This is a genomic window from Streptomyces sp. V3I8 (assembly GCF_030817535.1).
GTDB lineage: Bacteria > Actinomycetota > Actinomycetes > Streptomycetales > Streptomycetaceae > Streptomyces.
In genome coordinates this window covers 6786143-6808973 of sequence record NZ_JAUSZL010000002.1, presented here as the reverse complement: position 1 = coordinate 6808973, position 22831 = coordinate 6786143, and the positions used below count along the sequence as shown (strand labels likewise).

Annotated in this window: 23 protein-coding genes; 9 read left to right on the top strand and 14 right to left on the bottom strand. The window is 71.6% G+C overall.

Features of this window, described 5'->3' with window-relative positions:
• The 4 genes from QFZ75_RS30085 to QFZ75_RS30070 all read right to left on the bottom strand — a co-directional run bounded on the left by QFZ75_RS30085 (position 1) and on the right by QFZ75_RS30070 (position 2646).
• A complete protein-coding gene (locus QFZ75_RS30085) occupies positions 1 to 240 on the bottom strand; it encodes a chaplin (RefSeq protein ID WP_307541897.1) in 240 nt (79 codons plus the stop codon).
• Positions 241 to 433: 193 nt separating this feature from the next.
• Positions 434 to 682 carry a chaplin ChpE gene (chpE, locus tag QFZ75_RS30080; protein ID WP_307541895.1) on the bottom strand — a complete coding sequence of 83 codons (249 nt, stop codon included), beginning with the start codon at positions 680 to 682 and terminating at the stop codon, positions 434 to 436.
• A gap of 184 nt (positions 683 to 866) precedes the next feature.
• On the bottom strand, positions 867 to 1508 hold the full coding sequence (locus tag QFZ75_RS30075) for a response regulator transcription factor (protein WP_307541894.1): 642 nt from the start codon (positions 1506 to 1508) through the stop codon (positions 867 to 869).
• Positions 1501 to 2646, bottom strand: coding sequence for a GAF domain-containing sensor histidine kinase (locus tag QFZ75_RS30070; RefSeq protein ID WP_307541893.1), 1146 nt, complete (start codon positions 2644 to 2646; stop codon positions 1501 to 1503). The genes QFZ75_RS30075 and QFZ75_RS30070 overlap by 8 nt, the downstream gene beginning before the upstream one ends.
• 542 nt (positions 2647 to 3188) lie before the next feature.
• Here QFZ75_RS30070 and QFZ75_RS30065 point away from each other — a divergent pair.
• Positions 3189 to 3905, top strand: a complete 717-nt coding sequence (locus QFZ75_RS30065; protein ID WP_307541890.1) for a transglycosylase SLT domain-containing protein — start codon at positions 3189 to 3191, stop codon at positions 3903 to 3905.
• 118 nt (positions 3906 to 4023) lie between these two features.
• Here the strand turns inward: QFZ75_RS30065 and QFZ75_RS30060 are convergent, their stop codons facing one another.
• Entirely contained in the window at positions 4024 to 6528 is a 2505-nt protein-coding gene (locus QFZ75_RS30060) for an FHA domain-containing protein (RefSeq protein ID WP_307541888.1), read from the bottom strand.
• 242 nt (positions 6529 to 6770) lie between these two features.
• Here QFZ75_RS30060 and QFZ75_RS30055 point away from each other — a divergent pair, with 242 nt between their 5' ends.
• Positions 6771 to 8624 carry a streptophobe family protein gene (locus QFZ75_RS30055; RefSeq protein WP_307541885.1) on the top strand — a complete coding sequence of 618 codons (1854 nt, stop codon included), beginning with the start codon at positions 6771 to 6773 and terminating at the stop codon, positions 8622 to 8624.
• Between the two features lie 179 nt (positions 8625 to 8803).
• Positions 8804 to 10009 carry a phosphoserine phosphatase SerB gene (gene serB / locus QFZ75_RS30050; protein ID WP_307541884.1) on the top strand — a complete coding sequence of 402 codons (1206 nt, stop codon included), beginning with the start codon at positions 8804 to 8806 and terminating at the stop codon, positions 10007 to 10009.
• 135 nt (positions 10010 to 10144) lie between these two features.
• On the opposite strand, the gene QFZ75_RS30045 is transcribed toward serB, so the two are convergent.
• The 4 genes from QFZ75_RS30045 to QFZ75_RS30030 all read right to left on the bottom strand — a co-directional run bounded on the left by QFZ75_RS30045 (position 10145) and on the right by QFZ75_RS30030 (position 12692).
• Positions 10145 to 10663 (bottom strand): histidine phosphatase family protein, encoded by a 519-nt coding sequence (locus QFZ75_RS30045; RefSeq protein WP_307541882.1) that lies wholly within the window; start codon positions 10661 to 10663, stop codon positions 10145 to 10147.
• 108 nt (positions 10664 to 10771) lie between these two features.
• Positions 10772 to 10987: a hypothetical protein gene (locus QFZ75_RS30040; protein ID WP_307541880.1), complete on the bottom strand. Its 216-nt coding sequence runs from the start codon at positions 10985 to 10987 to the stop codon at positions 10772 to 10774.
• Between the two features lie 151 nt (positions 10988 to 11138).
• Positions 11139 to 11255, bottom strand: coding sequence for an SGM_5486 family transporter-associated protein (locus tag QFZ75_RS30035; protein WP_107017780.1), 117 nt, complete (start codon positions 11253 to 11255; stop codon positions 11139 to 11141).
• A 96-nt stretch (positions 11256 to 11351) separates the two neighbouring features.
• Entirely contained in the window at positions 11352 to 12692 is a 1341-nt protein-coding gene (locus QFZ75_RS30030) for a CynX/NimT family MFS transporter (RefSeq protein WP_373465966.1), read from the bottom strand.
• A gap of 115 nt (positions 12693 to 12807) precedes the next feature.
• Between QFZ75_RS30030 and QFZ75_RS30025 the strand changes: the two genes are divergently transcribed.
• The gene (locus QFZ75_RS30025; protein WP_307541875.1) at positions 12808 to 13503 is read left to right on the top strand and encodes a FadR/GntR family transcriptional regulator; all 696 of its coding nucleotides are present in this window, start codon (positions 12808 to 12810) and stop codon (positions 13501 to 13503) included.
• Here the strand turns inward: QFZ75_RS30025 and QFZ75_RS30020 are convergent.
• The 3 genes from QFZ75_RS30020 to fabG all read right to left on the bottom strand — a co-directional run bounded on the left by QFZ75_RS30020 (position 13487) and on the right by fabG (position 15551).
• Positions 13487 to 13672: a hypothetical protein gene (locus QFZ75_RS30020; protein ID WP_307541873.1), complete on the bottom strand. Its 186-nt coding sequence runs from the start codon at positions 13670 to 13672 to the stop codon at positions 13487 to 13489. The two genes, QFZ75_RS30025 and QFZ75_RS30020, sit on opposite strands and share 17 nt — an antisense overlap.
• A gap of 386 nt (positions 13673 to 14058) precedes the next feature.
• Entirely contained in the window at positions 14059 to 14826 is a 768-nt protein-coding gene (gene fabI, locus QFZ75_RS30015; protein ID WP_307541872.1) for an enoyl-ACP reductase FabI, read from the bottom strand.
• Between the two features lie 5 nt (positions 14827 to 14831).
• Positions 14832 to 15551: a 3-oxoacyl-[acyl-carrier-protein] reductase gene (gene fabG / locus QFZ75_RS30010; protein WP_307541870.1), complete on the bottom strand. Its 720-nt coding sequence runs from the start codon at positions 15549 to 15551 to the stop codon at positions 14832 to 14834.
• A 255-nt stretch (positions 15552 to 15806) separates the two neighbouring features.
• Here fabG and QFZ75_RS30005 point away from each other — a divergent pair, with 255 nt between their 5' ends.
• From QFZ75_RS30005 to tyrS, 3 genes are all read left to right on the top strand, one after another.
• On the top strand, positions 15807 to 17330 hold the full coding sequence (locus QFZ75_RS30005) for a TldD/PmbA family protein (RefSeq protein ID WP_307541867.1): 1524 nt from the start codon (positions 15807 to 15809) through the stop codon (positions 17328 to 17330).
• On the top strand, positions 17327 to 18721 hold the full coding sequence (locus QFZ75_RS30000; RefSeq protein ID WP_307541866.1) for a metallopeptidase TldD-related protein: 1395 nt from the start codon (positions 17327 to 17329) through the stop codon (positions 18719 to 18721). The genes QFZ75_RS30005 and QFZ75_RS30000 overlap by 4 nt, the downstream gene beginning before the upstream one ends.
• Positions 18722 to 18795: 74 nt before the next feature.
• Positions 18796 to 20061 (top strand): tyrosine--tRNA ligase, encoded by a 1266-nt coding sequence (gene tyrS, locus QFZ75_RS29995; protein ID WP_307541864.1) that lies wholly within the window; start codon positions 18796 to 18798, stop codon positions 20059 to 20061.
• A 198-nt stretch (positions 20062 to 20259) separates the two neighbouring features.
• Here the strand turns inward: tyrS and QFZ75_RS29990 are convergent, their stop codons facing one another.
• Positions 20260 to 20535 (bottom strand): GlsB/YeaQ/YmgE family stress response membrane protein, encoded by a 276-nt coding sequence (locus QFZ75_RS29990; RefSeq protein WP_307541862.1) that lies wholly within the window; start codon positions 20533 to 20535, stop codon positions 20260 to 20262.
• Between the two features lie 210 nt (positions 20536 to 20745).
• On the opposite strand from QFZ75_RS29990, the gene QFZ75_RS29985 reads away from it, so the two are divergent.
• Positions 20746 to 21132, top strand: coding sequence for a DUF3099 domain-containing protein (locus QFZ75_RS29985; RefSeq protein WP_307541860.1), 387 nt, complete (start codon positions 20746 to 20748; stop codon positions 21130 to 21132).
• Positions 21133 to 21371: 239 nt separating this feature from the next.
• Positions 21372 to 21644, top strand: a complete 273-nt coding sequence (locus QFZ75_RS29980; RefSeq protein WP_307541858.1) for a hypothetical protein — start codon at positions 21372 to 21374, stop codon at positions 21642 to 21644.
• A 28-nt stretch (positions 21645 to 21672) separates the two neighbouring features.
• Here the strand turns inward: QFZ75_RS29980 and moaA are convergent, their stop codons facing one another.
• Positions 21673 to 22662, bottom strand: coding sequence for a GTP 3',8-cyclase MoaA (gene moaA, locus QFZ75_RS29975; RefSeq protein ID WP_307541856.1), 990 nt, complete (start codon positions 22660 to 22662; stop codon positions 21673 to 21675).
• Positions 22663 to 22831 lie beyond the last annotated feature (169 nt).

Sequence of the window (22831 nt, the reverse complement as noted above, 5' to 3'; positions counted from 1 at the left end):
TCAGTCGTTGACGCCGGTGTTGCCGAAGGTCGGGTTCAGGAGGCCGATCACGTTGATGGTGTCCCCGACGACGTTGACGGGGATGTGGATCGGGACCTGGACCGCGTTGCCCGAGATGACACCCGGGGACTTCACGGCCGCGGCGTCGGCGCCGGCGTCGGCGACGGCCGCACCGGCCGAGGCACCCGCCGCGATACCGGCGACGGTGACGGCCATGGCGGCCTTCTTGGCGATGTTCATGAGAAGCGTTCCTCCTGCGATTGCGTATCCGGCCCAGCCGCGGACCGTAGCCTGAGCAACGCCCGAAGGGCCGGGACGGCACGGCGGGCAGGCGCGTTCTGCCCGTTCGGGCCAGTGGTCCGACTTGCCGACAACCGGACCGGCTCCCGGGCGTGCCCGGGAGCCGGTGGTCACCGCGGAACCGGGGCCCGCGTCAGCGGTTCAGGCCGAGGTTGCCGAACGCCGGGTTCAGGACGCCGATGACGTTCACGGTGTTGCCGACCGCGTTCACCGGGATGGCGACCGGGACCTGGACGAGGTTGCCCGAGGCGACACCCGGCGAGCCCACGGCCTGGCCGCCCGCGTGCGCACCGCCGTCGGTGGCGGAGGCGAAACCGGCGCCGGCGGCGACGAGGCCACCGGCCATCATCGTGATGGCTGCGGCCTTCTTCAGGTTCTTCACTTCTGAGCCCTCTCCTTGTGAACCACTGCGGCAAGAACGCCGCAGCACGCACTGGAGAACGGCCGGCGCCCGGGAAGGATGCGCCATTCGGGGGACATTCCCACGACGGTATGAATCTCAGACCGGAGGGAACCGCTCCGCTCCGCCGCCCCCGATGACGGCCGTCGCGAGGATCAGCAGGTCATCAGTCCGTCACACCGTTGCGTACGGCCCAGAGCGCGGCCTGGGTGCGGTCGGAGAGGTCGAGTTTCATCAGGATGTTCGAGACGTGGGTCTTGACGGTCTTCTCGGAGAGGACGAGCGCGCGGGCTATCTCGCGGTTCGAGCGGCCGTCGGCGATCAGTCCGAGCACCTCGCGCTCCCGCTCGGTGAGCGCGCTGCCCCGGCCCTGGCCGTAGGCGGTCTCCTCCTGGGACAGCAGCGCACCCGCCACCTCGGGCTGGAGCAGGATGTGCCCCGCGTGGACCGAGCGGATGGCGCCGGCCAGGGCGTCCGGGTCGATGTCCTTGTAGACGTAGCCCGCGGCGCCCGCCCGCAGGGCCGGGATCACCGTGCGCTGCTCGGTGAAGCTGGTGACGATCAGCACGCGCGCGGGGTTGTCGAGTCCGCGGAGCCTGCGCAGGGCCTCCACGCCGTCCATGCCCGGCATCCTGACGTCCATGAGGACGACGTCGGGCTTCAGCTCCTCGGCGCGGGCGACCCCTTCGGCGCCGTCGGCGGCCTCCCCCACGACCTCGATGTCGTCCTGCACCTCGAGGAAGGTGCGCAGCCCCCGGCGGACCACCTGGTGGTCGTCGACGAGCAGCACCTTGATTGCGTCAGCCACCAGGGACCTCCATCTCGATCGTGGTGCCCTTGCCGGGCGCCGATTCCACGGTGAGCGCGCCCCCGACGCCGTTCGCCCGGTCCCGCATCGAGACCAGGCCCAGGTGCCGGCCGGCGCGACGGATCTCCCTGGGCTCGAAGCCGCCCCCGTCGTCGCCGACCCGCAGGACGGCGCCGGGGCCGCGCTTCTCCAGGGTGACGTCGACGTGGGCCGCGCCCGAGTGCCGCAGCGCGTTGTGCAGCGCCTCCTGCGCGACGCGCAGCACGGCCTCCTCCTGGGCGGCGGGCAGGGCGCGGACGCCGCGGCTGCCGAAGGTCACGCGCGCGCAGTGGGCCCGGTCGAGGACCTGTATCTGGGTGCGCAGCGTGGCCACCAGGCCGTCCTCGTCGAGGGCGGCGGGGCGCAGTTCGACGACGGCGGCGCGCAGCTCCTCGGCGGCCTCGGCCGCGAGGGCGGCCACCTGCTGCAGTTCGTCCTTGGCGCGGACCGGGTCGCGGTCCACGAGGGCCGCGGCGGCCTGGGCGGTGAGGCGCAGGGAGAACAGCTTCTGGCTGACGGCGTCGTGCAGTTCGTGGGCGAGGCGGGAGCGCTCCTCGGCGATGGTCAGTTCGCGGCTGCGCTCGTACAGGCGGGCGTTCGTGAGGGCGATCGCGGCGTGCTGGGCGAGGATCCCCAGCAGTTCCTCGTCGTCCTCGGTGAAACCGCGGGCGCTCCGCGGCCCGGAACGGTTCTTGTTGGCCAGGAACAGGGCGCCGATGACCTCGTCGCCGTCGCGGACGGGCAGGCCGAGGAAGTCGGACATGTCGGGGTGGGCCGCGGGCCAGCCCTCGAAGCGCGGGTCCTCGCGCACGTCGGCGAGGCGCTCCGGGTGGGCGTCGCGCAGCATCGCGGCGAGGATGCCGTGCTGGCGCGGGAGCGGACCGATGGCCTTCCACTGCGCGTCGCTGACCCCGTCCACGACGAACTGGGCGAAGCCCCCGTGGTCGTCGGGGACCCCCAGGGCCGCGTACTGCGCGTCGAGGAGCTCGCGGGCCGAGGCGACGATCGTCTTGAGGACGTCGCGCACCTCCAGGTGCCTGCTCATGGCCAGCAGCGCGGTGCTGACCGCGTACAGGCCCGACGTGGGTCCTTGACTCATGGCCTCACGGTACCGGCGGGGTGTGACAGCGCGTATCCGGCCTGTGGCGGCTCGCTCCGGTCCGCTGGACCTAGGCCGAAGGGCCCCCGCGCACTGCGGTACCCGGAGCGTTTCGCGCTCCCGGAGGCGTCGGCGCGGCCGATCGACGCGGTGAGGGCGCCACCGGTGGCACGAGTTCGGCGACGTGCACCTCGTACTGCGGGACGAGGGCCCTCACGCAGAGCATTGCTCCAGCAACTAACGGTGAGACCGGGAGGTGGCGGATGTGAGCCCGCACATAGGGCACACATCACGTACGAACGGGCATAGGAGACAATCGGACCACTGCTGAGCGGGAAAGGTATGGATATCTGTCCCGTTTTGCCCCATGGGTCCACTACCCGGGATCGTACGTCACACCTTTGCCACGGAAAATTGCGGCCGCTAACAATGGCTCTCGTCGCTCGACGCCGGGTGCGGTTACCCACGGCGTTGGTTCCGGAAACATCCTGTCCCCACCGGACGCAGAGCGGCCTCCGCGCTATCGAAGAGGTCCTCCAGCCATGCCCGAGCAGCACAGCATTCCTGGTCGCATCCCCGCCCTGACCAAGGTCCACAAGCTTTCCTTCGCCGGTGTCGCCACGCTCGGCGCCGCCGCCCTCGCGTTCTCCCTCGCGCCCGCCGACACCCAGGACACCCGGGTCGGCGCCGACCCGGTCGCCGCCGCTCCGGTCACCTTCTCCTCGGAGCAGCTGAAGGTGAAGACCGTCGGTCTCAGCGGCCAGCTGGCCGACGCCCAGGCCGCCGCCGCGAAGAAGAAGGCGGCCGACGCCGCCGCCGCGAAGAAGGCCGCCGCGGACGCCGCGAAGAAGAAGGCCGAGGACGCCCGCAAGGTGAAGGAGGCGCCGAGCCGCTCCACCCAGCGTGCCGCGGTCAAGCCGGTCGCCGCGAAGACCTACACGAACAACCTCGACGGCTGGATACGCCAGTCGCTGGACATCATGAAGAAGCACGGCATCCCGGGTACGTACGACGGGCTGCACCGCAACATCATGCGGGAGTCCTCGGGCAACCCGAACGCGATCAACGGCTGGGACATCAACGCCATCAACGGCGTCCCGTCGATCGGTCTGCTGCAGGTCATCAAGCCGACCTTCGACGCCTACCATGTCGCCGGCACCGTCCACAGCCAGTACAACCCGGTCGCCAACATCACCGCCGCCGCCAACTACGCGGCCGACCGCTACGGCTCGATCGACAACGTCAACAGTGCGTACTGAGGCCTGCGCGGACCTCTGACGCGTACGCCGAAAGGGCGGCACCCCACCGGGGATGCCGCCCTTCGCGTGTCCTCGCCCGGTCCGGTCCGGACCGGGGCCGCGGCTACGTGCGCGGGAACTACTTGCGCATGACCTCCGGCTCGTGGCGGCGCAGGAAGCGGGCCACGAGGAAGGCGCAGACCGCGGCGAGGGCGAACAGGGCCGTCATGTCCAGGACCCAGGTCAGCGCGTCGTGGTCCCAGAGCGGATCGGTCTCGGCCGTGTTGTGCGGGTTGATCTTGTTGAAGTCGAGCGTGGAGCCGGCCGCGCCGACCGCCCAGCGCGACGGCATCAGGTACGAGAACTGGTTGACGCCCAGAGCGCCGTTCAGCGGGAACAGGCACCCGGTGAAGACGACCTGGATGATCGCGAACATCACCAGCAGGGGCATGGTCTTCTCGGCGGTCTTCACCAGTGAGGAGATGACCAGGCCGAACATCATCGAGGTGAAGCCGAGCGCCATGATCGGCAGGGAGAGCTCGAGCGCGACCGCGCCGCCGAGGATCAGGCCCTTGTCGGGGATCGTCCGGCTCATGAAGCCGATCGCGCCGACCAGCGCGCCCTGGAACATGGTGATGACGCCGAGGACGATGACCTTGGACATCAGGTACGCGGAGCGCGACAGACCGGTCGCGCGCTCCCGCTCGTAGATGACCCGTTCCTTGATCAGCTCACGGACCGAGTTCGCGGCGCCCGCGAAGCAGGCGCCCACCGCGAGGATCAGCAGGACCGTCGCGGCCGTGCTGTTCGGGATGGGCAGGCCGTTCGGCTGCAGTTTCTCGTTCACCAGCAGCGTCTTGTCCGGCTCGATGAGCAGGCTGACCGCGCCGAGGACCGCCGGCAGGATCACCGTCAGGGCCAGGAAGCCCTTGTCGGACGCGATGACCGACACGTACCGCCGGACCAGGGTGCCCAGCTGGGAGAGCCAGCCCTGCGGCTTCGGCGGCCGCATCGCCTGCGCCGACGGCATGTGTACGGACTGCGGGGCGACCGCGTCGATGTCCGCGGCGTACATCTGGTAGTGCTGCGAGCCCTTCCAGCGTCCCGCCCAGTCGTAGTCGCGGTAGTTCTCGAAGGCGGAGAAGACATCGGCCCAGGTGTCGTAGCCGAAGAAGTTCAGCGCCTCCTCGGGCGGGCCGAAATAGGCCACCGAGCCGCCGGGCGCCATGACCAGAAGCTTGTCGCAGATGGCCAGCTCGGCCACGGAGTGCGTGACGACGAGGACCGTGCGGCCGTCGTCGGCGAGGCCGCGCAGCAGCTGCATGACGTCGCGGTCCATGCCCGGGTCGAGGCCGGAGGTCGGCTCGTCCAGGAAGATCAGCGACGGCTTGGTGAGCAGTTCCAGGGCCACCGAGACGCGCTTGCGCTGGCCGCCGGAGAGGGAGGTGACCTTCTTCTCCTTGTGGACGTCCAGCTTGAGCTCGCGCAGCACCTCGCCGATCCGGGCGTCGCGCTCCTGCGTCGTGGTGTCCGCGGGGAAGCGCAGCTTGGCCGCGTACTTGAGGGCCTTCTTGACGGTCAGTTCCTTGTGCAGGATGTCGTCCTGCGGGACCAGACCGATGCGCTGGCGCAGCTCGGCGAACTGCTTGTAGAGGTTTCGGTTGTCGTAGAGGACGTCGCCCTCGTTGGCGGGGCGGTAGCCCGTGAGCGCCTTCAGGAGCGTCGACTTGCCGGACCCGGACGGGCCGATGACCGCGACGAGCGACTTCTCCGGTACGCCGAAGGAGACGTCCTTGAGGATCTGCTTGCCGCCGTCGACCGTGACGGTCAGGTGGCGGGCCGAGAAGGAGACCTCACCGGTGTCGACGAACTCCTCGAGGCGGTCGCCCACCACGCGGAACGTCGAGTGGCCGACGCCGACGATGTCGTTCGGGCCGAGCAGCGCGGAGCCGCCCTTGGCGATCGGCATACCGTTGACGAACGTGCCGTTGTGCGACCCGAGGTCGCGGATCTCGGCCCGCCCGTCGGGCGTCGCGTGGAACTCCGCGTGGTGGCGCGAGACCTGCAGGTCGGAGACGACCAGCTCGTTCTCCAGCGCACGGCCGATGCGCATCACGCGGCCGAGGGACATCTGGTGGAACGTGGTCGGGCTGCGGTCGCCGTAGACCGGCGGCGCCCCCGCGCCGGCGCCGGGGCCCTGCTGCTGCGGGACGTACCCGCCCTGCTGCTGCGGCAGGCCCTGCTCCGGCGCCTGCTGCTGCGGCGGGGCCTGCTGCGCCCAGCCGGCCGCGGGCGCGCCCTGGGCGGCGTACGGCTGCTGCTGGGAGCGGGACTGCTGCGGTGCCACGGTCCCGGCGCCCGTCAGGCTCACGCGGGGTCCGTCGGTCGCGTTGCCCAGGTGGACGGCCGAGCCGGGGCCGATCTCCATCTGGTGGATCCGCTGCCCCTGCACGAACGTGCCGTTGGTGCTGCCGTGGTCCTCTATGACCCAGCCGCGGCCGCCCCAGCTGATCGTCGCGTGACGCCAGGACACCCTGGCGTCGTCGAGCACGACGTCCCCCTGTGGATCGCGTCCGAGCGTGTATGGCCTGGACGCGTCGAGCGTCCAGGTCCGTCCGTTCAATTCCAGTACGAGTTCCGGCACTCCATGCCCCACTGTGTTGTCCCCCGATTTACCCCCAACACAGGGAGTCTAGGGATGTCGAACATCGTGGGGAACTATTTCAGTAGGAGCCCCCTGACCGAAAGTCGGGCCCCGGGAAGACGGCGTACGGGCGGCTTGTCCGTTTCCGTTGACGGGGTTGAAATCGCCCCGGAGAGTGGTAATCCCACGCGAGGGGGACACCGCGACGGAGGCGTCGCCGGTGTGGAGTCGGGGGGCTGACGATGAGCGACGGGTCCGTGGGACACGGCAGGCGCGTACCGGTGGGTGAGGTGCTGCTGTCCTCGATCGCCGCCGTGAGCTGGGCGTTGATCGGGATGACGGGCGTGGCGGCGCTCGGGCTGCATCTGCTCGGTGCGGACGGGACGGCCTCGCTCGGGCCGATGACCGCGGCGGTCGTGGCGCTCGGGGCCGGCGGATCGGTGACCCCTTCCGGCGACCTGTCGGCCTTCGGTCTGGACGGCGCGCAGACCGAGACCGCCCTCCAGATCACGCCACTCGGCGTCGGTCTGGTCGGCGCGCTGCTGCTGGCCTGGTTCTTCCTGCGCTCCCTGCGCGCGGCCGGCGCGGTGGTCGCGCCCGCCGAACTGCTGGCCCGGGCGGGCACGGTGGCCGTCCTCTTCGTGGCGCTGCTGGGCGGTCTGGCCTGGGCGGGACACGACGTCATCACGATCGACGGCGGTTCCCTCGGGCTCGACGAGCTGCCGGGCGGCGCAGTGCCGGACGACGTGGAGGTGCCGGGGCTCGGCGACATCGGCGGTCTGCTGCCGGACCGGCTCGGGGACCTCGCGGACGCGAACGCCCAGGTGGGCTTCACCGTCGACACCGTGCCGACGCTCCTCGGCGGCCTCGGCTTCGTGCTCGGCGTGCTGACGCTCGCGCTGCTGGCCTCGCGCCGCACCCCGCTGCCGAGCGGCTGGACGGCCGTGCACCGCGTGGTGCGGCCCGCGGTGAACGCACTGGTCACGGTGTTACTGGTGGCGGTCCTCGCGGGTTTCGCGGCGGCCGCGTACGCGATGATCGGCGACGACCACCCGAAGCGGATCGCCGGCGCCGCCCTGCTCGGGGCGCCCAACGGGGTGTGGCTCGGCATCCCGGTCGGGCTCTTCGTGCCGTGGGACGGGAAGGCCACGGGTCCGTTCCTGCAGTTCCTGCCGGATCCCATGGACGACCTCCTGAAGTTCTCCGACGATCCCGTCACGCTGGGCAGGCTGGCCGAACTGGACGGCCGGGTCTGGCTGCTGGGGATCGCGGCGGCCCTGATGATGCTGTTCGCGGGCGTCCTGACCGCGGCCCGCACTCCGTTCGTACGGGAACGGGGCGTCCTCGGTTTCGCCGCCCGGTGCGCGCTGCGGCTGGGGATCGCGACCGCGCTCGCGCTGCCGTCGCTGGTCTGGCTGACCGAGGTGTCCGTGGACGCCTCGCTGTCCGTGCTCGGCATCGACGCGTTCGACTCCGGGATCGAGCTGCGCGGGCAGCTCGGCATGGCCCTGCTGCTCGGCGCGCTCTGGGGCGCGGGCGCCGGGGCGGCGGGCGCGCTGCTCGCGTGTGCCTCGGGCGCCGCCGGACGGCAGGCGGCACCGTCGGCACGGGGTGACACGGGCGCGGGCGTCCCGGCGGCCGTCGCCGCGTACGCGGAGGCCGCCGGGGAGACCGGGCCCTACCGCCCCGGTACGCCGTTCCGGCCGGCCAACCCGGAGACGAACCCGTACCTGCGGGTGCCGGACGAACTGCGGGACCCCGGGCCCGGCGGGCGCCCCGGCCCGCGGCCCTCCGGCGGCTCCCGGCCCCCGGCCGGCCCCCGGGACCCGGGCGGGCGGCCCCACAGCCCCGGTGCGCAGCCGCCGCCCCCGGGAGAACAGCCCCGGCGGCCGGGCGGGCAGCCACCGGGCGCCCGGCCGCCCGACGACGTGTACGGGGCGCAGACCGTCATCGGGCCCGTCACGCCTTCGCCCCGCCCGGGGTCTCCCGGTCGTCCCCCGCGCCGGCCCCGGCCGTCGCAGGACGGGCCGCCACCGCCCCCGCCGGACGAGCTGCCGCCCCCTCCCCCGCCCCGCGCACCGGGCGGACGGCGCTGACCGGACGGATCACGCGGGCGGCACGGGGCGGCGCGGGCGGACAGGGGCGGACAGGCGAGGGCAGGGGGAGGCCACCGGCTGCGGGGACCGGCGGCATCCGGGCGACATGTACTGTTCCCTGTCCGTCAGTCGGACCTCGGGGGCATCCGGCACGGAGTGCCGGATACGGTGTAGGCACCATGAGCGCATCACAGACGTCTGATGTCCCCACTCTCCTCGTCAAGATCTTCGGCAAGGACCGGCCCGGCATCACCGCCGGGCTGTTCGACACCCTCGCCGCCTACTCGGTCGACGTGGTCGACATCGAGCAGGTCGTCACCCGTGGCCGGATCGTGCTGTGCGCGCTCGTGACGCACCCGCCGGCCGGCCTGGAGGGCGATCTGCGCGCCACGGTGCACAGCTGGGCGGACTCGATGAGGCTGCAGGCCGAGATCATCTCCGGGCACGGCGACAACCGGCCGCGCGGACACGGCAGGTCGCTGGTGACCGTCCTCGGGCATCCGCTCACCGCGGAGTCGACGGCCGCCATCGCCGCCCGGATCACCGGCACCGGCGGCAACATCGACCGTATCTTCCGGCTCGCCAAGTACCCCGTGACGGCGGTCGAGTTCGCCGTCTCCGGTACGGAGCCCGAGGGCCTGCGGACCGCGCTGGTGACCGAGGCGGCGGCCCTCGGCGTGGACATCGCGGTGGTCGCGGCCGGGCTGCACCGGCGGGCACAGCGCCTGGTCGTCATGGACGTGGACTCCACGCTCATCCAGGACGAGGTCATCGAGCTGTTCGCGGCGCACGCCGGCTGCGAGGACGAGGTCGCCGAGGTGACGGCGGCCGCGATGCGCGGCGAGCTGGACTTCGAGCAGTCGCTGCACGCGCGCGTGGCGCTGCTCGCGGGGCTGGACGCCTCCGTGGTGGACAAGGTGCGCAGCGAGGTGCGGCTGACGCCGGGAGCGCGCACGCTGATCCGGACGCTGAAGCGGCTGGGCTTCCAGGTCGGTGTCGTCTCCGGCGGTTTCACCCAGGTCACGGACGATCTGCAGGAGCGGCTCGGCCTCGACTTCGCGCAGGCGAACACGCTGGAGATCGTCGACGGGAAGCTGACCGGCAAGGTCGTCGGCGAGATCGTGGACCGCGCGGGCAAGGCGCGGCTGCTGCGCCGGTTCGCCGCGGAGGCGGGCGTGCCGCTGGCTCAGACGGTGGCGATCGGCGACGGCGCCAACGACCTGGACATGCTCAACGCGGCCGGTCTCGGAGTCGCCTTCAACGCCAAGCCGGTGGTGCGCCAGGCCGCGCACACCGCGGTGAACTTCCCCTTCCTGGACACGGTCCTCTACCTGCTGGGCGTGACGCGCGAAGAGGTCGAGGCGGCGGACATGCACGTGGACTGAGCGTTTCCCGACGTGCCGGCATCCTCTGAGGTCCCGCGGCGTCCTTCGATGTTCCCTGACGTCCCTCGATGTTCCCCGAGGAGGACGGGGCCCGGCGCCACGAAGGTGCCGGGCCCCGTCCGTACTACGGAGTGATCACTCGGACGGGCCCCAGAAGTCGACCAGCGTGGCCGCGCCGGGCTCCAGGCTCTTCCAGGAGCCGGTGAAGGAAAGCACCGCGAAGGCGGCGGTGGGGAACTCGCGGTGGCTCATCCGCTCCTTCGCGTCCCCCTCGGACCGGCCGCCCAGGATGTCGGCGAGGCCGTGCACCCCGGGGTTGTGCCCGATCAGCACACCGCTGCGCACGTCGTCCGGGGTCTCGTTCAGTACGGCGATCAGCTCGCCCGGGGAGGCTTCGTAGAGGCGCTCCTCGTAGACCGTCTTCGGCCGGTGCGGGAGCTCCTGGACGGCGAGCTTCCAGGTCTCGCGGGTCCGGGTCGCGGTGGAGCAGAGGGCCAGGTCGAAGGGGATGCCGCTGTCGGCCAGTCTGCGTCCGGCGACGGCGGCGTCCTTGCGGCCCCGCTCGGCGAGCGGACGCTCGTGGTCGGCCACGTCGGGCCAGTCGGCCTTCGCGTGCCGGAAAAGGACGATCCTGCGGGGTTCTGCGACGCTCATGGGTCCCAGTTTCGCATGAAACACGCCATGGGGCGCAGGGAGTTGATGCGCTGTCCCGCCCTGGGGAGCCGAAGCCGCGGGAGGCGGAAGCCGTGGGAGGCGGAGGGCTCAGGAGCCCTGGCGCAGCACGATCTGCTGGATCCGCTCGAAGAGGTTGCCGACCACCGGGTCCGCGCCCGCCGCGTGGGCGTCCGCGGGGTTCAGGATGAGCAGCAGCAGCGCCGCGAAGGCGAGGGCGGGCAGGAGGAGCGCCCACCAGGGCAGCCGCGGTTCGACGCGGCGCCCGGTCGCCGGGTGGGGCGGGGTGTGCGTAGGGGCCGACATGCCGCCTCCGTGGGGCTCCGAGTGCTCCGTGGTCCACGTCCTCGCGGCCACTTCTCGAAGGTACGGAACCGGGGCCCCGCGGCCCATCCGGTGATCCACCCACTTGACCCTGACACCCGCCCCCTAGGGGATGGTGGGGGTAACCCCACCATCAGGGAGAGGCGATCGACGCGATGACGCCGATGACCACGAAGATGAGGAGGAACGCGCCGAAGACGAGCAGCATCTTCTTCTGGCCGTTCTTGGGATTCGGATCGAGCACGGGCATACGGCCAGTCTCGCACTCCTCGCCCGGATCCTCATAGGTGGGGTCGGCGGCCGGGGACGGCCGCCGAGGCGGTCATCGGGGCAGTCACCGGGGCGGTCACCGGGCGGCGGCCTCGTCCTCGACGGTGCGGTCGCGGCCCGCCAGGACGCCCACCACGATCTGCGGGACCATCAGGCCCGCCATGAGCGCGATCGGCAGGCCCCAGCCGCCGCTGTGCTGGTAGAGGACGCCGACCAGCAGCGGGCCGGGGATCGAGATGAGGTAGCCGGTGCTCTGCGCGAAGGCCGAGAGCTGCGCGACCCCCGCTCCGGTCCTGGCCCGCATGCCGACCATGGTGAGGGCCAGCGGGAAGGCGCAGTTGGAGATGCCGAGCAGCAGGGCCCACGCCCAGGCGCCGCCCGCCGGGGCGAGGTACAGCCCTGCGTAGCCGGCAAAGCCGCAGAGACCGAGGGCGATCACGATCGGCCCCTGGTGGGGCAGGCGCGTGGCCAGCCGCGGTATGACGAAGGCCAGGGGCACGCCCATCACCATCGTGACGGCGAGCAGCAGGCCGGCGGTACCGGCCGGGACCCCCGCGTCCCGGAAGATCTGTGCCATCCAGCCCATCGTGATGTACGCGGCGGTGGCCTGGAGCCCGAAGAAGACGGCGAGCGCCCAGGCGGTCCGGCTCCGGGTGATCCGCAGCGGCGCGGGCACGGGCTCGGGGCCCGCGCCGGGGGCCGGGCCGGCCCCGGGAACGGCGGAGGGGCTGACGGAGGGGCCTGCGGGGGCGGGCCCCACGGAGAGAGGGGTGCCCTTGGCCCGTACGAGCGGGAGCCAGGGCAGGACGGCGACGGCCGCGAGCGCCGCCCAGACGGCGAGGCCCGCCTGCCAGCTGCCGCCCAGGGCCCGGGTCATGGGCACCGTGACGGCGGCCGCGGTGGCGGTGCCGAGGGCGAGGGCCATGGAGTACAGGCCGGTCATGGAGCCGACCCGGTCCGGGAACCAGCGCTTGACGATCACCGGCATGAGGACGTTGCTGACCGCGATGCCCATGAGGGCGAGGGCGCTGGCGACCAGGAATCCCGCCGTGCTCCCGGCGAAGGGCCGCACCACCAGGCCCGTGCCGATGGCCAGCATGCCCGCGCAGACCACGGCGGCGGGCCCGAAACGGCGGGCCAGGCGCGGCGCCATGACACCGAAGACGGCGAAGCACAGGGGCGGTACGGAGGTGAGGAGTCCGGCGACGCTGCCGCTCATGCCGAGCCCGTCGCGCACCTCTTCGAGCAGGGCGCCCGAGCTGGTGATGGCGGGACGCAGGTTGAGAGCGGTCAGGACGATGCCGGCGATCACCAGACGCGTCATCCACGCGCGCGTGCGGGGCGCGTGGGGGTCCGCGTCCCGCACGGAGCCGCGTATCGGTGGGGACATGATCGTCCGGGTTTCCTCGCCAGTCATGAACCCCATCATAGAATCATGGGATGATTGGTTGTCCACTCTCCCGGTGCACGGTCCCGGGACACCCGCACTACGGTGCGTCCATCCGGTGCACCCCCTGGCGCGAAGGACCGTCATGCCCTTGAGCCATCCCCGCCGTTCGGCGCTGTCCGAGCAGGTCATCGCCGCGCTGCGCAACGAGATCACTTCCGGCGAGTGGCCGGTGGGGTCCCGCATCCCCACCGAGCCGGAACTGGTCGAGCAGCTGGGAGTGGCCCGCAACACGGTCCGGGAGGCCGTCCGCGCCCTCGCGCACAACGGTCTGCTCGACATCCGCCAGGGGTCGGGCACCTATGTCGTCGCGACCAGCGAGCTGGCCGGCGTGATGCACCGCCGGTTCGCGGACGCCGACCCGCGGCACATCGCCGAGCTGCGCTCCACACTGGAGTCGAGTGCGGCGCGACTGGCCGCCGGGCGGCGCACCGAGCGCGACCTCAAGCAGTTGGACGCCCTCCTCGTACGCCGCGAGGAGGCCTGGGGCTCGGGGGACGCGGAGGCCTTCGTGAGCGCCGACACGACCTTCCACCTGGCCGTGGTGGCCGCGTCCCACAACGACGTCATGACGGCGATGTACGCGGACCTGGGCGAGGTGGTGCGCGACTGGCTGCGCGAGGACGTCGGCGGGGAGCTGACGCCCGAGACGCACATGGACCACACGCGCCTGGTGGACGCGATCCGCGCGGGCGACGCGCAGACGGCCGCGACGGAGGCGGCCGGCTACCCGTTCCTGTGCCGCCCGGGGAGGCCGGGCGGCGTCACCTCTGGTGGGTGATCCACGCCGAGCGGACCTCCTTCCAGCAGCGGCCGGTCAGCCGGACGTTCTGGGCGGGCCCCGCCTCGACCCGCGCCCCGTCGGTGTCCAGGTCCCACCAGCGCTCGCACTCGATGTGCAGACCGACATGATCGGGTTCGGGATACGGGTTGCGGCAGTCCGCGGTCACGTGTGAACCGTCGACGACGGTCCGGCACACCGCTCCGAAAGGCCGTTCCTCCACGGGCACGCGCGCGTGGGGGACGGTTCTCGCAGCGTGCGGGGCGGCGTCGCAGGGCACCGTGAGGACGAGGGTCAGAGCGGCGAACAGGGCGACAGGGGGTGCCGCGAAGCTGGTCCTGGGGAGCCGACGGGTGCATCGGGCCTGGGAGAGGCGCACAAAGGAACCTCCTCGGCTGGGCTCTGGAGGCGTCTCGGGAGAGGAACTCCTCCTCCAGGGTGAGCCGTTCCCCCGCCCGGCCGCCCGGCCGACGGAGCCGAACGGGTGACGCCCCGCTCCCCGCGCACTGCGGGGAACGGGGCGCCGACACCGTGGGCGGGCGTGTGCGCGGGCGCTTACGCGCCGATCGCGTGCAGGCCGCCGTCGACGTGGACGATCTCGCCGGTGGTCTTCGGGAACCAGTCGCTGAGCAGGGCGACGACACCGCGGCCGGCCGGCTCGGGGTCCTTGAGGTCCCACTCCAGGGGCGCGCGGTCGTCCCAGACGGCCGCCAGCTCGCTGAAGCCCGGGATGGACTTGGCGGCCATCGAGCCGAGCGGACCGGCCGAGATGAGGTTGGAGCGCACGTTCCGCTTGCCCAGGTCGCGGGCGAGGTAGCGGTTGGTGGCCTCCAGGGCGGCCTTGGCCGGGCCCATCCAGTCGTACTGCGGCCAGGCGTACTGGGCGTCGAAGGTGAGGCCGACGACCGAGCCGCCGTTCTGCATCAGGGGCAGGCAGGCCATGGTCAGCGACTTCAGGGAGAAGGCGGAGACGTGCATGGCCGTGGCGACCGACTCGAACGGCGTGTTCAGGAAGTTGCCGCCCAGGGCGTCCTGCGGGGCGAACCCGATGGAGTGCACGACACCGTCGAGGCCGCCCAGCTCCGCGCCCACGATCCCGGCGAGCCGCCCGAGGTGCTCGTCGTTCGTCACGTCGAGCTCGATGACCTTGGTGGGCCTGGGCAGCTTCTTCGCGATGCGCTCGGTCAGCGTGGGCCGCGGGAACGCGGTCAGGATGATCTCGGCACCCTGCTCCTGGGCCAGCTTCGCCGTGTGGAAGGCGATGGACGCCTCCGTCAGCACACCGGTGATCAGGACGCGCTTGCCCTCGAGAATTCCGCTCATGGTGATCAGTGACCCATTCCCAGTCCGCCGTCTACGGGGATGACGGCTCCAGTGATGTACGAGGCCTCGTCCGAGGCGAGGAACCGCACCGTCGCGGCGATCTCCTCGGGCTGCGCGTACCGGCCGAGCGGCACCTGCTTCACGATGGCCTCGCGCTGTTCGTCGGTGAGCGCCTTGGTCATGTCGGTGTCGACGAAACCGGGCGAGACGACGTTGAAGGTGATGTTCCGCGAGCCCAGCTCACGGGCGAGCGAGCGGGCGAACCCGACCAGGCCGGCCTTGGAGGCGGCGTAGTTCGCCTGCCCCGCCGAACCGAGCAGGCCGACCACCGAGGAGAGCAGGACGACGCGGCCCTTCTTGGCGCGCAGCATGCCGCGGTTGGCGCGCTTCACGACGCGGAAGGTGCCCGTCAGGTTGGTGTCGAGGACGGACGTGAAGTCCTCCTCGGACATCCGCATCAGCAACTGGTCCTTGGTGATGCCGGCGTTGGCCACGAGCACCTCGACCGTGCCGTGGGCGGCCTCGATCTCCTTGTAGGCCTGCTCCACCTGCTCACTGTCGGTGATGTCGCACTTGACCGCGAGGCAGCCCCGTTCGGTGAGGGCGGCCGGTGGCTCGCCCGACCGGTACGTGATCGCGACCTTGTCGCCCGCGTCGGCGAAAGCGCGGGCGATGGCGAGGCCGATGCCCCGGTTTCCTCCGGTGACGAGAACCGAGCGGCTCAACGGATCACCCTTTCGATAGCCGGTCTGGTACCTCGGAAACCTATCGGTACCGTCATCCGCCCGAAGAATCGGGCACCGACAGTGGCGCACCCCGCCCGCTGTCGGATCCCTACAGTCGGCGCGCTCCGGGCGGCCGTCCGGGCCGGGTGCGCGGACGGCCCGGGTGGCGGGAGAATCCCCGCACACGGTGCGCGCGGGGCGTGTTTCACTTCGGGCTGGTGTTTTCGACGGTCCGAAGTGAAGGGAAACCCACTCGTGCCCCACGAGGTCGATCAGTCATTCCTGGCACTGCCCCTACGCGCGCTGGCCGACGCGGCGCTCGCGCGGGCCCGGGCGCTGGGCGCCGACCATGCGGACTTCCGGTTCGAGCGGGTGCGCAGCGCGTCCTGGCGGCTGCGGGACGCCAAGCCCGCGGGGTCGTCGGACACGACCGACCTCGGGTACGCGGTGCGGGTCGTGCACGGCGGCACCTGGGGGTTCGCCTCCGGCGTCGACCTGACGATGGACGCCGCCGCGAAGGTGGCCTCGCAGGCCGTGGCCATGGCCAAGCTGTCGGCGAAGGTGATCAAGGCGGCGGGCTCGGACGAGCGCGTGGAACTGGCCGACGAGCCCGTGCACGCCGAGAAGACGTGGATCTCCTCGTACGAGATCGACCCCTTCTCCGTACCGGACGAGGAGAAGTCGGGGCTGCTGGCGGACTGGAGCGCGCGGCTGCTCGCGGCGGACGGCGTCAGTCATGTCGACGCCTCGCTGCTGACCGTGCACGAGAACAAGTTCTACGCGGACACGGCGGGCACGGTGACGACCCAGCAGCGGGTCCGCCTGCACCCCCAGCTGACCGCCGTGGCCGTCGACGAGTCGATCGGCGAGTTCGACTCCATGCGCACGATCGCGCCGCCCGTCGGCCGTGGCTGGGAGTACCTGACGGGCACCGGCTGGGACTGGGAGTCGGAGCTCGGCCGGATCCCCGAGCTGCTCGCAGAGAAGATGCGCGCGCCGAGCGTCACGGCGGGCGTGTACGACCTGGTCGTCGACCCGTCCAACCTGTGGCTGACCATCCACGAGTCCGTCGGGCACGCCACCGAGCTGGACCGGGCGCTGGGCTACGAGGCCGCGTACGCCGGGACGTCGTTCGCGACCTTCGACCAGCTGGGCAAGCTGCGGTACGGCTCCGAGCTGATGAACGTCACCGGTGACCGCACCGCCGAGCACGGGCTGGCGACCGTCGGGTACGACGACGAGGGGGTCGCCGGGCAGTCCTGGGACCTGGTGAAGGACGGCACGCTCGTCGGCTACCAGCTGGACCGCAGGATCGCGAGGCTGACCGGCTTCGAGCGGTCCAACGGCTGCGCGTACGCCGACTCCCCCGGCCATGTGCCCGTACAGCGCATGGCGAACGTGTCGCTGCGGCCGGACCCCGCCGGGATGTCCACCGAGGACCTGATCGGGAGCGTCGACCGCGGGATCTACGTCGTGGGCGACCGGTCCTGGTCGATCGACATGCAGCGCTACAACTTCCAGTTCACCGGCCAGCGGTTCTTCAAGATCGAGAACGGGCGGATCACCGGCCAGCTGCGGGACGTCGCCTACCAGGCGACGACCACGGACTTCTGGGGCTCCATGGCGGCCGTCGGCGGTCCGCAGACGTACGTCCTGGGCGGTGCCTTCAACTGCGGCAAGGCCCAGCCGGGCCAGGTCGCGGCGGTCTCGCACGGCTGCCCGTCCGCCCTCTTCAAGGGCGTCAACATCCTCAACACCACGCAGGAGGCCGGTCGATGAGCGCTGTCTCGAACAAGCCGCACGAGATCGTCGAGCGCGCCCTCGCACTGTCCCGGGCGGACGGCTGTGTCGTCATCGCCGACGAGCGGTCGACCGCCAACCTGCGCTGGGCGGGCAACGCGCTGACCACGAACGGCGTCACCCGGGGGCGCACGCTGACCGTCGTCGCGACGGTCGCCGGCCGCGAGGGCACCGCCTCCGGGGTCGTGTCGCGCTCGGCCGTGACCGCGGACGAGCTGGAGCCGCTGGTGCGGGCCGCCGAGGCCGCGGCGCGCGGCGCCGGTCCGGCCGAGGACGCGCAGCCGCTCGTCGAGGGCGTGCCCGCCTCCCCCGGCTTCACGGACGCGCCCGCCGAGACCTCGTCGGCCGTCTTCACCGACTTCGCCCCGGCGCTCGGCGAATCGTTCGCACGCGCGCGTGCGGGCGGCCGGGAACTGTACGGCTTCGCCAACCACGAGCTCGTCTCCAGTTACCTCGGTACGTCGACGGGGCTGCGCCTGCGTCACGACCAGCCCAACGGGACGCTGGAGCTGAACGCCAAGTCGCCGGACCGTACGCGTTCGGCGTGGGCCGGCCGCTCGACGCGGGACTTCAAGGACGTGGACCCGGCGGCGCTCGACGCGGAGCTGGCCGTGCGGCTCGGCTGGGCCGAGCGGCGCGTCGGCCTGCCCGCCGGGCGGTACGAGACGCTGCTGCCGCCGACGGCCGTCGCGGACCTGATGATCTACCAGCTGTGGTCGTCGGCGGCCCGGGACGCGGCCGAGGGCCGGACGGTGTTCAGCAGGCCCGGCGGCGGTACCCGCGTCGGCGACCGGCTCACCGACCTGCCGCTGACCCTGCGCAGCGACCCGAACGAGCCCGGCCTCGAGAGCGCCCCCTTCGTGCTCACGCACTCCTCCGGGGACGACGCCTCCGTCTTCGACAACGGGCTGCCCCTCGGGGCCACCGAGTGGGTCCGCGAGGGCGAGCTGAGGCAGTTGACGAGCACCCGGCACAGCGCGGGCCTGACCGGGCTGCCGGTGGCCCCCGGCATCGGCAACCTCGTCCTCGACGGCGGCCGGGACACCTCCCTGGAGGAGATGGTCGCCGCCACGGAACGGGGACTGCTGCTGACCTGCCTCTGGTACATCCGCGAGGTCGACCCGGCGACGCTGCTGCTGACCGGGCTGACCCGGGACGGCGTCTACCTCGTGGAGAACGGCGAGGTCACCGGTGAGGTCAACAACTTCCGATTCAACGAGTCGCCGGTGGGGCTGCTCGGCCGGGCGACCGAGGCGGGACGGACCGAGAAGACGCTGCCGCGCGAGTGGAGCGACTGGTTCACCAGGGCCGCGATGCCGCCGCTGCGGGTGCCGGACTTCAACATGAGCTCGGTCAGCCAGGGCGTATAACCTCGATAGCCTCGCGGTCGGCCGCTTTCCGGCCGGCCGCAACCCCGAAGATCATTCAAGGAGACACGAGAACCGTGACGGACATCGTCGACGAGCTGAAGTGGCGCGGGCTGTTCGCCCTGTCCACCGACGAGAACGCATTGCGCAAGGCGCTCGCGGACGGTCCCGTCACGTTCTATTGCGGCTTCGACCCCACCGCGGCCTCGCTGCACGTGGGGCACCTGGTGCAGGTCCTCACCATGCGGCGCCTCCAGCGGGCGGGCCTGCGTCCGCTGGCCCTGGTGGGCGGGGCGACCGGCCAGATCGGCGACCCGCGCCCGACGGCGGAGCGCACGCTGAACGACCCGGAGACGGTCGGCGCCTGGGTCGGCCGGCTGCGCTCCCAGATCGAGCCGTTCCTGTCCTTCGAGGGCGAGAACGCCGCGGTCATGGTAAACAACCTGGACTGGACGGCCGGTCTTTCGGCCATCGAGTTCCTGCGGGACATCGGCAAGCACTTCCGCGTGAACAAGATGCTCACCAAGGACTCGGTCGCCCGGCGGCTGGAGTCCCAGGAGGGCATCAGCTACACGGAGTTCAGCTACCAGCTGCTGCAGGGCATGGACTTCCTGGAGCTGTACCGCAGGTACGGCTGCACGCTCCAGCAGGGCGGCAGCGACCAGTGGGGCAACCTCACGGCGGGCCTGGACCTGATCCACCGCCTGGAACCGGACGCCCAGGCGCACTGCATCGCGACGCCGCTGATGGTCAAGGCGGACGGCACCAAGTTCGGCAAGACCGAGGGCGGCGCCGTCTGGCTCGACCCGCAGATGACGACGCCGTACGCGTTCTACCAGTTCTGGCTGAACGTGGACGACCGGGACGTCTCGACGTACCTGCGGATCCTGTCCTTCCGGTCCCGGGAGGAGCTGGAGGAGCTGGAGAGGCAGACGCAGGAGCGGCCGCAGGCCCGGGCCGCGCAGCGGGCGCTGGCGGAGGAGCTGACGACGCTGGTGCACGGCGCCGACCAGACCGCGGCCGTGATCGCCGCGTCGCGGGCGCTGTTCGGGCAGGGCGAGCTGGCCGGACTCGACGCCGCGACGCTGAACGCCGCGCTGTCCGAGCTGCCCCGGGTGCGGGTGTCCGCGCCGGGGCCGGTGGTCGACCTGTTCGCCGAGGTCGGGCTGGTGGCGAGCAAGTCCGCCGCGCGGCGGACGGTCAAGGAGGGCGGGGCGTACGTGAACAACGTGAAGGTCGCCTCCGAGGACGCCGTCGCCGGTGCGGAGGATCTGCTGCACGGGCGGTGGCTGGTGCTTCGGCGGGGCAAGAAGAGCCTTGCCGCCGTGGAGGTCGCGCCTTAGGCCTCAGGGAGGCCGCGCCTCCCGGGGAGAGGGGGGTCGGTTTGCCGGGTGCGGGTGTGTCGTGGTTTGTCGCGCACCGCGGCGCGGCCGCGGATTTCACCGCCCGCGCCCTTGAAAGCAAAAGAGTGCGCAGTTCCCCGCTCCCCTGAAAGCAAAAGGGTGCGGGCCCGAAACGGGCCCGCACCCTTTTGCTTGTGTTCAGGCTCTTTGTTTGTTGCCCCTCATCGCCGTGTAGAGCATGTCGCCCAGGAAGACGATGACCACCGCGGCCACGAGCTGGAGGGCGTGCCGGCCCCAGTCGATGCCCCTGGTCTCGCCGATGCCGATGCCGCGGGCGATCGCGTTGCCCACGATCGCGCCGATGATTCCGAAGATCGTGGTGAGCCAGAGCGGACTGTGCTGCTTGCCCGGAATGATCGCCTTGGCAAGCAAGCCCAGTACGAATCCCACGATGATCGCCCACAACCAGCCCATGGCTGCCTCCTATACGGCTCTACTCGAGCATTACGCCCAGTGTCGGCCCGCCTGCCGTACGGCGCATGTCGGGTACGGCCGTACGCGGTACGGCGCAGTCGTCCTGGCCCGGACACCGCCGCCCCGGTCTCGTGGGCGGCCCAACCGGGGCGTATCGTGGTTTCTCGTACGGGCCGGGGAGTGTCCGACGCGGGCGGGTGGTGGAACGTGATGCGGAAGCGGAGCGATGCCGAGGTCTTCCGGATCACCGGGGCCAGGCAGGGGCTCGCCGACGATGTGCGGGGCAGGCAGCGCCGCTACATCATCTCGATGTCCGTCCGTACGGTCTCCGTGGTCCTGGCCGCCACCCTGTGGAACGTCGAGCGGCATGTCGCCGTCGTCGCGCTGGTGCTGGGCGTGCTGCTCCCCTACGTCTCCGTGGTGATCGCCAACGCGGGCAGGGAGAACGCGCCGTCGCTGCCGTCGACCTTCGTGACCGCGCCGACCCGTCCGATGCTCGCTGCGCCGCCGGCGGGCGGGGTCGCGGAACCCGTCCCGGAGGACGTGGCGGCCGACCGCGGCACGCCCTTGCGGAACGAACCGCACGAGCGGACCTGAGCATCGGCATTCCGGAAAAAGCGGAATGCAGATCATCTGCCAAGCTCAAGAAAAGCTCAGATCAATCATGTTGTTCCGTTGCCGGGCAATGGGCTAGCCGTGACATACTTGGTACGCACTCCGCATCCCCCGTCGGAGTGACAGACCGACGCCGGGCAGCTCCCCCCGTGGCTGCTCGGCGTCGCCTTTCCGAAGGCGCGACGGGACCCGGCCGGCGGGGCTCGGCTACTGTCGAGGACGTGATCCTGAACGTCCCCGGTGCCGAGCCGCCGGCCCCCGCCTCCCCCGTCTGCTCCGCCAAGGGCTGCCGGGCGGACGCCGTGTGGGTGCTCGCGTGGAACAACCCGAAGCTGCACACGCCGGAGCGCCGCAAGACCTGGCTCGCGTGCGAGGAGCACCGCGACCACCTGTCGAAGTTCCTGGGTGTCCGCGGCTTCCTCAAGGACGTGGTGCTCCTGACCGAATGGGAGTCCCCGGAGCGGGAGTCCCCGGAGCGGCCGCCCGCGAGCTGAGGGACGGGCGGTGCGGCCCGCCGGGCGGTCAGCCGCCGATCGCCGACATCGGGCGGTCCGGCTGGACGAACGAGGGGTCGTCCAGGCCCGCTCCGGCCTTCTTCCCCCACATCGCCAGCCGCCAGATCCGGGCGATCTCCTCGTCCGGGGCGCCCGAGCGCAGCGCCGCCCGCAGGTCGGTCTCCTCCGAGGCGAACAGACAGGTGCGGACCTGTCCGTCGGCGGTCAGCCGCGTGCGGTCGCAGGCCGAGCAGAACGGGCGGGTGACCGAGGCGATCACCCCGACCCGGTGCGGGCCGCCGTCCACGATCCAGCGCTCGGCCGGCGCGGAGCCGCGCTCGCCGGCTCCTTCCTCCGTGAGCTCGAAACGCGTCCGCAGGGAAGTGAGGATGTCGCCGGCGGTGACCATGCCCTCGCGCTTCCAGCCGTGCTGCGCGTCGAGGGGCATCTGCTCGATGAACCGCAGTTCGTAGTCGTGCTCCACGGCCCAGGCGAGCAGGTCCGGCGCCTCGTTCTCGTTCAGCCCCGGCATCAGTACGGAGTTGACCTTGACCGGTGTCAGTCCCGCGGCGCGGGCCGCCTCCAGGCCCTCGATGACGTCCTTGTGGCGGTCGCGGCGGGTCAGGGTCTTGAAGACGTCCGGGCGCAGGGTGTCCAGCGAGACGTTGACCCGGTCCAGGCCGGCCGCCTTCAGGGCGGGCGCGATGCGCTTGAGACCGATGCCGTTCGTCGTCAGGGACATCTGCGGGCGGGGCTCCATCGCGGCGACGCGCTCCACGATGCCGACCAGGCCGGGGCGCAGCAGGGGCTCGCCGCCGGTGAAGCGGACCTCGGTGATGCCCGCCAGGGTCACCGCCAGGCCGATGAGGCGGACGATCTCGTCGTCCGTGAGCAGGTCGGGCTTGGCGAGCCACTGCAGGCCTTCCTCCGGCATGCAGTACGTGCATCTGAGATTGCACCGGTCGGTCAGTGAGACGCGCAGGTCGGTGGCCACCCGGCCGTAGGTGTCGATGAGCACGTGGGACCCTCCCTCGATGATATGAGCGAGCCTACGTGACAGGACCGACAACAGGAGTGGCCCGATCGCACCGGACACACCGCGGCCGCGTCGTAGGGACCTACGACGCGGCCGTCCTGCGTGACGCCCGGCGTTCCGGTGTTCCGATCGCCCCGGTGGACCGGTGGAC